Annotated in this window: 8 protein-coding genes, 1 tRNA gene and 1 rRNA gene; 9 read left to right on the top strand and 1 reads right to left on the bottom strand. The window is 60.8% G+C overall.

Going from position 1 to position 12475, the window contains the following annotated elements:
- Nucleotides 1–40 precede the first annotated feature (40 nt).
- From BN1118_RS03640 to BN1118_RS03600, 9 genes are all read left to right on the top strand, one after another.
- Nucleotides 41–116 (top strand) — tRNA-Thr (locus tag BN1118_RS03640).
- Between the two features lie 27 nt (nucleotides 117–143).
- A 5S ribosomal RNA gene (gene rrf, locus BN1118_RS03635) occupies nucleotides 144–258 on the top strand.
- A gap of 155 nt (nucleotides 259–413) precedes the next feature.
- On the top strand, nucleotides 414–1379 hold the full coding sequence (ebgR, locus tag BN1118_RS03630; RefSeq protein WP_043554618.1) for a transcriptional regulator EbgR: 966 nt from the start codon (nucleotides 414–416) through the stop codon (nucleotides 1377–1379).
- A gap of 320 nt (nucleotides 1380–1699) precedes the next feature.
- A complete protein-coding gene (gene ebgA, locus BN1118_RS03625) occupies nucleotides 1700–4774 on the top strand; it encodes a beta-galactosidase subunit alpha (RefSeq protein WP_043554617.1) in 3075 nt (1024 codons plus the stop codon).
- A complete protein-coding gene (locus tag BN1118_RS03620; protein ID WP_043554616.1) occupies nucleotides 4771–5226 on the top strand; it encodes a beta-galactosidase subunit beta in 456 nt (151 codons plus the stop codon). Before ebgA ends, BN1118_RS03620 begins: the two co-directional genes overlap by 4 nt.
- A gap of 102 nt (nucleotides 5227–5328) precedes the next feature.
- Nucleotides 5329–6774 carry an amino acid permease gene (locus tag BN1118_RS03615; RefSeq protein WP_043554615.1) on the top strand — a complete coding sequence of 482 codons (1446 nt, stop codon included), beginning with the start codon at nucleotides 5329–5331 and terminating at the stop codon, nucleotides 6772–6774.
- Between the two features lie 96 nt (nucleotides 6775–6870).
- Nucleotides 6871–7209 carry a tRNA-binding protein gene (locus BN1118_RS03610; RefSeq protein ID WP_043554614.1) on the top strand — a complete coding sequence of 113 codons (339 nt, stop codon included), beginning with the start codon at nucleotides 6871–6873 and terminating at the stop codon, nucleotides 7207–7209.
- Between the two features lie 172 nt (nucleotides 7210–7381).
- Nucleotides 7382–8845 carry an amino acid permease gene (locus tag BN1118_RS03605; RefSeq protein WP_043554613.1) on the top strand — a complete coding sequence of 488 codons (1464 nt, stop codon included), beginning with the start codon at nucleotides 7382–7384 and terminating at the stop codon, nucleotides 8843–8845.
- A gap of 202 nt (nucleotides 8846–9047) precedes the next feature.
- Nucleotides 9048–9998 carry a bile acid:sodium symporter family protein gene (locus BN1118_RS03600; protein WP_043139509.1) on the top strand — a complete coding sequence of 317 codons (951 nt, stop codon included), beginning with the start codon at nucleotides 9048–9050 and terminating at the stop codon, nucleotides 9996–9998.
- Nucleotides 9999–10084: 86 nt separating this feature from the next.
- On the opposite strand, the gene ovoA is transcribed toward BN1118_RS03600, so the two are convergent.
- The gene (gene ovoA / locus BN1118_RS03595; protein ID WP_043554612.1) at nucleotides 10085–12235 is read right to left on the bottom strand and encodes a 5-histidylcysteine sulfoxide synthase; all 2151 of its coding nucleotides are present in this window, start codon (nucleotides 12233–12235) and stop codon (nucleotides 10085–10087) included.
- Nucleotides 12236–12475 lie beyond the last annotated feature (240 nt).

Genomic DNA, 12475 nt, shown 5'->3' with positions numbered 1-12475 from the left:
TTTAGATAACGCACGCAGTGTGGTCTTTACCGGTTAGTGTGCTGATATGGCTCAGTTGGTAGAGCGCATCCTTGGTAAGGATGAGGTCCCCAGTTCGACTCTGGGTATCAGCACCAGTTTTAAGTTAGTTTTAACGCTTTTTGCCTGACGGCAATAGCGCCGTGGAACCACCTGATCCCATGCCGAACTCAGAAGTGAAACGCGGTAGCGCCGATGGTAGTGTGGCATTCGCCATGCGAGAGTAGGACACTGTCAGGCTCCTATTTAGAAGAGGCCTCCCATTCGGGAGGCCTTTTTGCTTTGGAATTTTTCCTCCCACCATGGGTTTCTTTTAGTAAAAATGCTGGGATGTCAGCACGTTGCCCGTTACTCTTGGTCTGGTATTGTCGGGAGTCATCGCCAGAGGAGTATGCATGGCCACGTTGAAGGAAATTGCGCAGGAGGCGGGGGTTTCCCAGGCGACTGTGTCACGGGTGCTCAATGAAGACCCGACGCTGAGCGTCAAGGAAGAGACCAGGCAGAAGATCTTCGAGATCGCCGAGCGGCTGGAATACAAGACCAGCACGGCTCGCAAAGGGGTGCACAAGAGCAAGCTGCACTTTCTGGCGGTCTATGCCTACCCGCAGAGCACCGAGGTCAACGACCCCTACTATCTCGCCATTCGCTATGGCATCGAGACCCAGTGTGCCCGCCTCAATATCGAGCTTACCCATTTTTACAACGGTGCTGAGGGGCGTGAGCTCTCCGCCGTCGACGGTATTCTGGTTATCGGCCATCTGCCACCTGAGCGGCTTGCCGCACTCTATTCCCTCTCTGCCCAGCTGGTGTTCGTGGACTGTCGCTCCCAGGGGGAGTTCGACTCGGTGGACGTGGATCTGGCGCTGATCAGCCAGCAGGTGGTGGATTTCTTCATTGCCCAGGGACACGGCCGCATCGGTTACATAGGTGGTCAGGATGAGGCGCCGGATCTGCGTGAGCTGGCCTTCCTCGACTACGGTCAGCGGCTGGGAGTGGTGCAGGAGAATGATCTCTATCGCGGGGACTTCTCCAGTGCCTCCGGCTATCGGTTGGCGAAGGAGATGTTGGCGGGGGATTGGCCCAAGGCCTTGTTTGTTGCCTCCGACTCCATCGCCATCGGTGTGCTGCGAGCCATCCACGAGAAGGGGTTGGCCATTCCCCAGCAGATCGAGCTCATCAGCGTCAACGATATTCCGACTGCCAAGTTTACCTTCCCGCCGCTTTCCACCGTGCGGATCCACTCCGAGTTGATGGGTTCCCAGGGGGTCAATCTGCTGGTAGAACGGCTTCGCGACGAACGTGAGGTCCCGCTGCGGGTACTGGTTCCCAGCCGACTGACCCTGCGTGGCACCACTCGGTAGTTTTAGTAAAACTCATTGGTTTTTAGCCGCACCATTCTGACATGGTGCGGCGACTCTCTTTATCCCGGATAGACATTCCCACTCTTAATAAATACTTAATGTATTGTTATATAACGATATTGTTATTCCCTCTCTTATGGGCATCAACATCCATGCCACCTAGGCAGACAAACCCCTCCTTTAGTTCCGGCTTCCGATCTCGCTCACAAATCCAGCCATCTTGTGTGATGGGGTTAAAACTTTACCGATCATTACCTGATATTTAGTAAATGTTTATCTAGAGTTTACCCAGTCAAAGTTGCCTTGTTCCGGGAGGACATGTGAATAACTGGGAAAACGTTCAATTCGTTGGTGAAAACAGGCTGGCCCCGCGCGCCTACTTCTTCTCTTATGCCGACCACGCGCTGGCGGCCACCATGCAGCGCGAGCTGAGCCGCCGCTTTCTCTCCTTGAGCGGCCAGTGGCAGTTCAATTACTTCGAGCACCCATTGCAGGTGCCGGAGGCCTTCTATCACAGCCCCATGAGCGAGTGGGGCCAGATCACAGTGCCCAACATGTGGCAGATGGAAGGGCACGGCAACCTGCAATACACGGATGAGGGCTTTCCCTTTCCCATAGACGTGCCCTTCGTGCCGAGCAACAACCCCACCGGCGCCTATCAGCGCAGCTTCGTGCTGAGCCCGGCCTGGGACGGCGAGCAGGTGATCATCAAGTTTGACGGTGTGGAGACCTACTTCGAGGTCTATGTGAACGGCCACTATGTGGGCTTCAGCAAGGGGAGCCGCCTCACCGCCGAGTTCGATATCAGCGCCTACGCCCACACCGGCGAGAACCTGCTCTCGGTACGGGTGATGCAGTGGGCCGACTCCACCTATATCGAAGATCAGGACATGTGGTGGATGGCGGGCATCTTCCGCGACGTCTATCTGGTGGGCAAACCGGCTGCCCACGTGCAGGACTTTTTCATCCGCACCGCGCTGGCCGACGACAATCAAGGCGCCACCCTGAGCTGCGACATCCAGCTGGAAAATCTGGGGGCGTCGGCCCGTGATCACCGTCTGGTCTGGTCCCTGCTGGATCAGGGCAGCGAGATCGCCAGCGGCTCGCTCGACAATCTCGCCATCGACGGCAAGTGTGATTGTCGCTTCACGCTGGATCTGGCCAACCCCCATCTATGGAACGCCGAAGACCCTTATCTCTATCAGCTGATGCTCTCCCTCTACAACGGTCAGGGCGAGCTGCTGGAAGTGATCCCGCAGCGGGTCGGGGTGCGTGAAATCAAGGTCAAAGATGGTCTGTTTTATGTCAACGGCCACTACCTCAAGCTGCACGGGGTGAACCGCCACGACAACGACCACCTCAAGAGCCGTGCGGTCGGCATGGATCGGGTGGAGCGCGACCTGGTGCTGATGAAGCAGCACAACCTCAACTCGGTGCGCACCGCCCACTACCCGAACGACCCGCGCTTCTATGAGCTGTGCGACCAGTACGGCCTGTTCGTGATGGCGGAGACCGACGTGGAGACCCATGGTTTTGCCAACGTCGGCGATCTCAGCCGCATCACCAACGCTCCCTTCTGGGAGCCAGTGTTCGTGGATCGCATCGAACGCCACGTCCACGCCCAGAAGAACCACCCCTCCATCATCATCTGGTCCCTGGGCAACGAGTCCGGCTATGGCTGCAACATCAGGGCCATGTACCAGCGCTGCAAGCAAATAGATCCGACCAGGTTGGTGCACTACGAGGAAGACCGCGATGCCGAGGTGGTGGATGTGGTCAGCACCATGTACTCCCGCGTCTCCCAGATGAACTGCTTCGGCGAATTCCCGATGGAGAAGCCGCGCATCCTCTGCGAATACGCCCACGCCATGGGCAACGGCCCGGGTGGCCTCAGCGAATATCAGCAGGTGTTTGACCGCCATCCCCACATTCAGGGTCACTACATCTGGGAGTGGTGCGATCACGGCATCCTGGATCAGGACGAGCAGGGCCGCCCCGTCTACAAGTACGGTGGCGACTACGGCGACTACCCCAACAACTACAACTTCTGCATGGATGGCCTCATCTACCCGGATCAGACCCCTGGGCCCGGCCTGCGTGAATACAAACAGGTGATCTGCCCGGTCAAGATCCGCGCGCTGGATCTGGCCAATGGCCGGCTGGAGCTGGAAAACCGCTACTGGTTCTCCAATCTCGACGACATCCGCCTGCTGGTCGAAGTGAAGGCCGAGGGCGAGTTGCTGGCCAGCCAGCAAATTCGTCTGGAAGGTATTGCCCCCGGTGCCACCACAGAACTGCAGTTTGAGCTGCCCACGCTCGATGGGTGGGAAACCTTCGTCCAGCTGCGAGTTATCAAGGCCACCGCCACCCGCCATAGCGCGGCGGAGCACGAGCTGGGCCAGTACCAGTTCCAGCTGAAAGAGTCGACTCGCCAGCTGCAGCCCTTTGCCAATCCCAACGCCACTGCGCTGCAGATTGCCGACGAGCGCCTCGCGCTGATCTTGAGCGGCAGCGGCTTCGCCCTGCGTTTCTCGCGCCTCGACGGCAAGCTGGTGAGCTGGCAGCAGGATGGTATCGAGCTGATAGAGCGGGCGCCGCGCCTCACCTTCTTCAAGCCGATGATCGACAACCACAAGCAGGAGTACGAGAGCCTGTGGCACCCCAACCACCTGCAGATCATGCAGGAGCACTTCCGTACTCTGAGCTGGCGTCAGCTGGGCGAGGCGGTCGAGGTGACGGTGGAGAGCCTGATAGCGCCGCCCGTGTTCGACTTCGGCATGCGCTGCCGCTACGTCTACACCCTGAGCCCGAACGGTCAGCTGCATGTCGCCTTGTCCGGTCAGCCCTATGGCGGCTATGACGACATCATCCCCAAGATCGGCTTCGAGCTGGGTATCCGCCAGGATCTCGATCGGGTGCACTACTTCGGCATGGGGCCGGGAGAGAACTACCAGGATAGCCGCCAGAGTAACTGGATCGATTGCTTCCAGAGCACGGTGGGCGAGATGTGGGAGCACTACCCCTTCCCGCAGGACAACGGCAACCGCCAGCAGGTGCGCTGGGCGACCCTGACCAACCGCCACGGCGCCGGTCTCTACGTGCGGCCCGATGCCCCCATCAACCTGAGCGTCTGGCCCTACAGCTGGGAGCATATCCACGCAGCCCAGCACATCAACGAACTGGAGCCCTGCGGCTATCTCACCCTCAATCTGGATCACAAGGTGCTGGGGCTGGGCTCCAACTCCTGGGGCTCCGAGGTGCTGGACTCCTGGCGGGTGCGTTTCGAACCGTTCAGCTTCGGCCTGACCCTGCTGCCCATCGCCCGTGGCAACCTCAATCCGGCTGCGCTGGCCGGGATCGATCTCACCATCAACGGCGGGAGGACGCTCGCATGATCACCCTGGACAACCTGACCCTGTTCAAAAACATCTACCGGGAGGGCAAGAAGTGGGGCCGCTGCGTGGAGGCCATCGACAACCTGGCCAACCTCAAGCCCGGCATCTGTCACTCCATCGGTGACTCCCTCACCTACCGCTTGCAGGAGGGGGCCAGCCCGGCCACCTCACTGTTCGAGGGGCAGCGTCGCTACTTCGACATCCACTACTACCTGGAAGGGGAAGAGACGGTGGAGTGGGCTGCCAAGCCGGATCTGCGGGTCGAGCAGGCCTATGACGACACCAGAGACCGCGAGTGGCTGGCCGGCGAGGTGCGAGAGCGCCAGAAGGTCGGCAATGGCCAGCTGGTGATCTTCGAGAACCATGAGGCCTATCGCTTCGCCGGCGATGCGCCGGTGCGCAAGCTGATCATCAAGGTCACGGTCGAAGGCGGCTACTTCAAAAACAAATAACAAGCCGCTGTTTTTGCACTGACAAAGCCGGAAGGGCGGGGTTCACCCTACAAATCATGCCCCGCCCTTTCGCAGCAATAACTACAGGTCTGGAGATGCACCATGTCTGATTCCAAACGCAATACGATAGGCAAGTTTGGTCTGCTGTCGCTCACTTTCGCGGCGGTATTCAGCTTCAACAACGTCATCAACAACAACATCGAGATCGGTCTGGCCTCGGCCCCCATGTTCTTTCTGGCAACCATTTTTTACTTCATTCCGTTTTGCCTCATCATCGCGGAATTCGTCTCGCTGAATAAGAACTCCGAGGCCGGCGTCTATGCCTGGGTGAAGAGCTCCCTCGGCGGGCGCTGGGCCTTTATCTCCGCCTACACCTACTGGTTCGTGAACCTCTTCTTCTTCACCTCGCTGCTGCCGCGGGTCATCGCCTACGCCTCCTATGCCTTCCTGGGCTACGAATACATACTCACGCCGCTGGCCACCACTGGCCTGAGCATGATCCTGTTCGCCTTCGCGACTTACGTCTCCACCAATGGCGCCAAGATGCTCGGCCCCATCACCTCGGTGACTTCCTCCCTGATGTTGCTGCTGACCCTCTCCTACATACTGCTGGCGGGCGCGGCCCTTATCGGCGGCGTGCAGCCAGCCGACCCCATTACGGTGGAGGCCATGATCCCGGACTTCAGCTGGGCCTTCCTCGGTATCACCACCTGGATCTTTATGGCGGCTGGTGGCGCCGAGTCGGTGGCGGTCTACGTCAATGACGTGAAGGGCGGCTCCAAGTCCTTCGTGAAGGTGATCATCATCGCCGGGATCTTCATCGGCGTGCTCTACTCCATTGCCTCCCTGCTGATCAACGTCTTCGTGCCGAGTGGCACCCTGAAATATACCGGCGGCTCGGTGCAGGTATTCGAAGGGCTGGCGTCCTACTTTGGTCTGCCCGGCATCTTGATGAACCGCTTCGTGGGGCTGGTCTCCTTCACCGCCATGTTCGGCTCCCTGCTGATGTGGACGGCGACCCCGGTGAAGATCTTCTTCTCCGAGATCCCGGCCGGCATCTTCGGCAAAAAGACGGTCGAGCTGAACGAAAACGGCGTGCCCGCTCGTGCAGCCTGGATCCAGTACCTGATAGTGCTGCCGCTGATGCTGATCCCGACCCTGGGCTCCAACACCGCCCAGGATCTGATGAACACCGTCATCAACATGACGGCCGCCGCCTCCATGCTGCCGCCGCTGTTCATCATGCTGGCCTACCTGAATCTGCGCCTGAAGCTGGAACACCTGCCACGGGATTTCAAGATGGGCTCGCGCACCACGGGGATCGCCGTGGTCTCGGTGCTGATCGCCATTTTCTCGGTGGGCTTTCTCGCCTCCACCTTCCCGACCGGTGCCGACATAGTGACCATCGTCTTCTACAACGTCGGCGGGATAGTGATCTTCCTCGGCTTCGCCTGGTGGAAATACAACAGATATGAAGCCTCCCTGAGCGAAGAAGCGCGCGCGAAAGAGGCCCTGCCGGCCGCTCAGGTGTCCATCCAGGCCTCCTGATCCCCAGCGCAAGCCGGCCCGAGTGGCCAAGAGAGAACAAGCGGGTGGCGACAGCCACCCGTGACCGGTTGAACCACAGAACAGAAGGAGAATGGAATGAGCGAGACGATCGAATTTGCCGAGTTCAAACGGGTCGAGATGAAGGTGGGCAAGGTGCTGGAGGTGGTGCGCCATCCCGGGGCCGACAAACTCTATATCGTCCAGATCGACGTGGGTGGCGAGCGGCCGCTGCAGACGGTCACCAGTCTGGTGCCTCATTACAGCGAGGAGGCGTTGCTGGGCAGCCAGGTGGTGGTGCTGACCAACCTCAAACCCACCAGGATGCGCGGCGAGCGCTCCGAGTGCATGCTGCTCTGCGCCGAGACCCCGGACGAGAGCCAGAGCGTGCTGCTGCAGCCTCGCGTGCCGATGGCGCCGGGTACCCCGATCGTCTGAGCGATCCCTGATTGAGTGCCGGTGCGGTTGGGCCGCAGCGGTTTGCCAGCGAGGTCGCTTGAGCGGCCCGACCATAACAAGAAAATCTCTGGCCGGGCCATGAGGCCTGTGCCGAACACATTCAGAGTCAAAGCGTCAGCTGGTGAAGCGGCGTTATTCCATTGGAGGACATATGTCTGATTCCGTACGCGGCACCATAGGCAAGTTTGCCCTGTTGTCGATGACCTTTGCCGCCGTGTTCAACGTGCGCAACATAGTCAACAACAACATAGAACTTGGGCTCAGTTCGGCGCCCATCTTCCTGCTGGCCACGCTCGTCTATTTCATCCCCTTCGTGTTCATCATTTCCGAGTTCGTCTCGGCCAACAAGAACTCCGAATCGGGCATGTATGACTGGCTCAAGAAGCCGCTCGGCACCCGGATGGCCTATCTGGGCTCCTTCCTCTACTGGTTCGTGAACCTGTTCTGGTTCGTCTCCCTGCTGCCCAACGTCATCGCCTACGCCTCCTACGCCATGCTGGGGTATGAATACAGCTTCTCCCCCATGGTGACCTCGATCATCTCCATAGCGCTGTTCGCGGCGGCAACCCATATCTCCACCAAAGGGGCGACCTGGCTCGGCAAGATTGCCGAACTGGTGGCCTACGGTGTGTTCGCGCTGTTCGCCATCTATGTACTGGGTGCCCTGATGGCACTGAGTGGTGATCATGTGGCGGCCCAGCCCATCACGCTGGAAGCCATGACCCCCACAGTCAACTGGGCGACCCTGGGCATCATGTGCTGGATCTTCCAGGCGGCCGGTGGCGCCGAGACGGCGGCGGCCTATCTCAATGACGTGAAAGGCGGTCAGAAGTCCTTCATCAGGGTGATCATCACGGCCGGTATCGTCATAGGTGCCATGTATGCGCTGGGTTCCCTGCTGGTGAACGTGTTCGTGCCGCGGGAAAGCCTCACCTATGCCGGCGGCATGGTGGAAATCTTCACCGGCATGGCCCAGTACTTCCACCTGTCCGAGGCGCTGGTCGGCCGTGCGGTCGGGGTTGTGCTCTTCATCGCCATGTTCGGCTCCATGATGATGTGGACCTCGGCCCCGGTGAAGATCCACTTCTCCGAGATCCCCCAGGGCGTCTACGGGGAGAAGACCACCCAGCTCAATGAGCACGGGGTGCCGGTGCGCGCCGCCTGGTGGCAGTTTGCGTTCGTGTTCGTGATGCTGGTGGTGAACGGCTTCGGCTCCGAGTCGGTGCAGCAGATGATGAACACCGCCATCAACCTCACCGCCGGTACCGCCATGCTGCCGCCGATCTTCATCATGGTGGCCTACTTCGTGTTCCGCTGGAAACACGACGACACTCCGCGGGAGTTTCGCATGGGCTCTCGCACCTTCGGCATGGCCGTGGTGTCCGTGCTCATCCTCATCTTCGTGGTGAGCATGAGTGCCTCCGCCTTCCCGACCGGGGTGGATCTGGTGCGCGCCTTCTTCATCAACGTCTTCATGACGGCGGTCTTCTCGGCGCTGGCCTACTGGTGGATCTCCCGCTTCGAGAAGCGTCAGGCCCGCAAGCTTGGTGGTAATGACAAGAAAACCGGCGGCGGCACGCTGGCAGACGGCGCCAAGCTGGCCAAGCAGCGCTGAATCACAGGGCTGGCCGCCAGCCCGGGTTGTTTAATTTCCTGCACGCTGCGCGGGGCCGCTCAACTTTGCGCCTCCCGCATATAGGGGTAAGCTGGGGATTCGTTTCAACGGGAGGTGCCAGACACCTCCTGTTGTGTTTCTTGTCGCCCCTGAACCCGGCCTCTTTGATGAGGGCGGGATCTGCTTCCGATGGAGACCGCTCGTGCGTCTGGATCCCTTTACCTGTGTGCTTATTCTGGTGGTCACCCTGGCCTCCCTCTTTCCCTGCGAGGGGCAGGTTGCCGTCTGGTTTGGTCTGTTGACCAAGCTGGCGGTGGCGCTCTTGTTCTTCATGCACGGCGCCAAGTTGTCGCGCCAGAACCTGCTGGCGGGGCTGGGTCACTGGCGGCTGCATCTGGTGGTGATGGCCAGCACCTTCCTGCTGTTCCCGCTGCTGGGGCTGCTGCTCACCCCACTGGTGCCCCAGTGGCTGAGCCCGGCCATCTATCTCGGTTTCCTCTATCTGTGCGCCTTGCCCGCCACAGTGCAGTCGGCCATCGCCTTCACTTCCATGGCGGGGGGCAATGTATCGGCGGCTGTGTGCAGTGCCTCGGCTTCGAGCATCCTAGGTATTTTCCTCTCCCCCGTGCTGGTGGGGCTGATGATCAATGTACAAGGGGAGGGGGTCGATACCTGGCACTCCATCCAGGCCATCATGGTGCAACTGATGCTGCCGTTCGTGGTGGGGCATCTGTCGCGGCCCTTGATCGGTCGCTGGGTCGACAGCCATCGCCCGCTGATCGGCAAGCTGGATCAGAGCTCCATTCTGCTGGTGGTCTATGTGGCCTTCAGCGAGGCCGTGGTGCAGGGGATCTGGCATCAAGTAGGCTGGTACGATCTGGCCAGCATAGTGCTGCTCAGCTGCGTGCTGTTGGCGCTGGTGCTGGGTTGGAACGTCTGGATCAGCCGCCGGCTCGGCTTCAACAAGGCGGACGAGATCACCATAGTCTTCTGCGGATCCAAGAAGAGCCTCGCCAATGGTGTGCCCATGGCCAACGTCATGTTCCCGGCTGCCAGCGTCGGTGTCATGGTGCTGCCGCTGATGATCTTCCACCAGATCCAGCTGATGGTCTGTGCCGTGCTGGCCCGCCGCTATCACGAGCAGGGGGCCTGAGCCCCGCCGTGTGCGCGCCACAATGAAAAAAAGGGAGGCCGACAGGCCTCCTTTTTTATTTTCACGGCTCGTGCCGTCGCCGCTCTCTAGCGCTTACGCCAGACGGTGAGCTGGGCCAGGGTGTGCTGGTACTTGCGGGCGGTCTCGCGGATCACGAAGGGCACATCTCTGGGCGGGCAGTGCTCCTCGAACTCCTCCGCCAGCAGCCGTTGCAGCGCCTGATAGGTGCTGAGCGCCTCGCCATTTTCACGGATGCCGCCAAGCCAGTTGGCCTTGGGGGTGTAGTCGGTCAACCAGGTGTAGGGGCTGGTGAGCACCAGCAGGCCGCCGCTGCGCAGGCGCGGCGCTATGTCGCGCAGGAAGCGGGTGGGCTCCCGCAGCCGGTCGATCAGGTTGGCGGCGAGCACCAGATCGTAGTCGCCGTATTTGGGCTTGAGGTTGCAGGCATCCCCCTGGCTGAAGTGGACTCGCCCGGCCTGCTCGGCGCCGAGATCCTGGCTCGACAGCCGCGCCTCGCAATACCCCACCAGATCTCCCTCCAGTGGCACGGCGTAGCGGAAGCTGTCCTGACTCGCCAGTGCCAGCGCCACGTCGATGAAGCGGGCCGAGTAGTCCACTCCGTCCACATGCTGGAAGTGACGGGCCAGTTCGAAGCTGGCGCGACCTGTGGCGCAACCTATGTCCAGCGCCCGCTGGTGGTTGCCGCACAGCTCGCTGGCCAGGTCGGCCAGGGTCTTGGCGTAGTTGGCCACGCCGAAGTGGGCCGGACCGTACTGGAAGTCGAGGTATTGTGCGACGAGCGTGTCGGTTTCATAAGGATTCACGATAACGGGTTCCTGATAGCGGGAGACCAGATAGCGGAAGCCCGCATGCTGGAAGAAGTGGCGGCGAAAGGCATAGCGGGATGACTTGAGGGCCTCGTTGCCCGTGCTTGCCCAGCTGCCGCCCTTGATGAGGGTGTGCTTGCCATCGAAGGTCGGAGTGGAGAAGTCGTCGTAGAGCGGGTGTATCTTGAACCCCTCGAAGCCGTCGATGGCTGTGCTGGTCCACTGCCAGACGTTGCCCACCAGATCGAAAAAACTGCCCTGGGGGAAGGCGTCCACCGGGCAGGAGGAGGCGAAGCGGGCCAGATTGAGGTTGCCGGGTGCCTCAACCCAGTCCGGCTGATCCCCCGCCAGCTGATCGCGCAGCAGCGCCCACTCCCCCTCGCTCGGCAGCTGGATGGGCAGCCCTGTCTGGGCCGCTTTCCAGCGGCAGAAGGCGGCGGCCTCCAGCTGATTGACCTCGGCGGGCCAATCCCAGGGCATGGCCACCCGCTCCGTCATCAGCCGCAGTTGCAGTTGCTCGGGTTCGCTAGGATCGCCGACCCAGAAGCTGGGCATGCGCGCCTTGGCATACTGGCACCAGCCCCAGCCCTCCTCATCCCACCACTGCTGCCGGTCATACCCCCCCGCCTGCACGAAGGCGAAATACTCGGCATTGCTGACCAGCATGCGGCTGGCCTGAAAGGGGGCGACGTCGATGTGGCGCTCGCCATATTCGTTGTCCCAGCCATAGGTAGCATCCTGCTTGCCGAGGCGCACACGGCCCCCTGCCACCGGCAGCAGGCTGTTGGCAGGCACGTCCGCCATCTGATGGCGTACCTGGGGGCAGGCGGGCCAATAGGGGCGGGGCCGTACCCAGGCCAGTGGCAGCTGGCGGATCAGCACGCTGGAGGTCTCGAGGTGGATGCGCTCGTGCTCTATCCCCATCAATATGACCCAGGCCGGGCTCTGCCAGTTGATGGGCAGGGTCAGCGGCATCCGCTCGATGAAGTCGACCACCAGGGCGCGCACCTGTGCGCGGTAGTCGCGCAGCTCGGCGACGGCGGGCCAGTCGTAGTGGGTCTCGTCGAGATCGTCCCAGCTCATCTCGTCCACCCCGATGGCGACCATGGCCTCGATGCGGGCGTCGAGGCGACTGTCGATGAGGCGGGCCGCCAGCAGCTTGTTGATGAAGAAGGCGGCCGTGTGGCCGTAGTAGAAGATCAGCGGATGGCGCAGCGGGATCGCCTTGTTGAACCAGGCGCGCTCATCGGCCAGACAATCGAACAGCGAGTCGTAGAGATCGAAGGTCTGGCAGAAGTAGGCCAGCAGTTCACGGCGTTTCTGCTCGGGATCGCTGCCGGTCAGCAGCGGGGTGCGGGTCGGCTCGGGCAGGCCGACGGCGGTGTAAAACGAGGTGCTGACTTGGGTCACGCTCTGACTCCTTGTTGCAGTGAAGACTGACAAGACAGTGGTAAATGCATCGATGGAGAGCTCTATACGCACAAGGTATCACTATTGGCTCAACGGACTGGCGCCACAACAAAAAACTTCCACGGTTTGTCAGCATAGCGACCCTGCGGGAGGGCTGCCAACCGACCGGGATCTCCCCGTTTTGGGATGGTCATTTTTACCAAATTATGGTCTGAATGACTCTCTGTATAGTGATGGTGC

It is taken from the genome of Aeromonas bestiarum (genome assembly GCF_000819745.1).
Lineage (GTDB): Bacteria > Pseudomonadota > Gammaproteobacteria > Enterobacterales > Aeromonadaceae > Aeromonas > Aeromonas bestiarum.
Note: the sequence above shows the minus strand (reverse complement) of the source record. Positions and strands in the feature narration are given on the sequence as shown.

What these genes read in the sequence shown, in the direction of transcription:
- BN1118_RS03610 (WP_043554614.1), top strand. Translation starts at nt 6,871, where the DNA reads ATGAGCGAGACGATCGAATTTGCCGAGTTCAAACGGGTCGAGATGAAG.
- BN1118_RS03620 (WP_043554616.1), top strand. Translation starts at nt 4,771, where the DNA reads ATGATCACCCTGGACAACCTGACCCTGTTCAAAAACATCTACCGGGAG.
- BN1118_RS03605 (WP_043554613.1), top strand. Translation starts at nt 7,382, where the DNA reads ATGTCTGATTCCGTACGCGGCACCATAGGCAAGTTTGCCCTGTTGTCG.
- ebgR (WP_043554618.1), top strand. Translation starts at nt 414, where the DNA reads ATGGCCACGTTGAAGGAAATTGCGCAGGAGGCGGGGGTTTCCCAGGCG.
- BN1118_RS03615 (WP_043554615.1), top strand. Translation starts at nt 5,329, where the DNA reads ATGTCTGATTCCAAACGCAATACGATAGGCAAGTTTGGTCTGCTGTCG.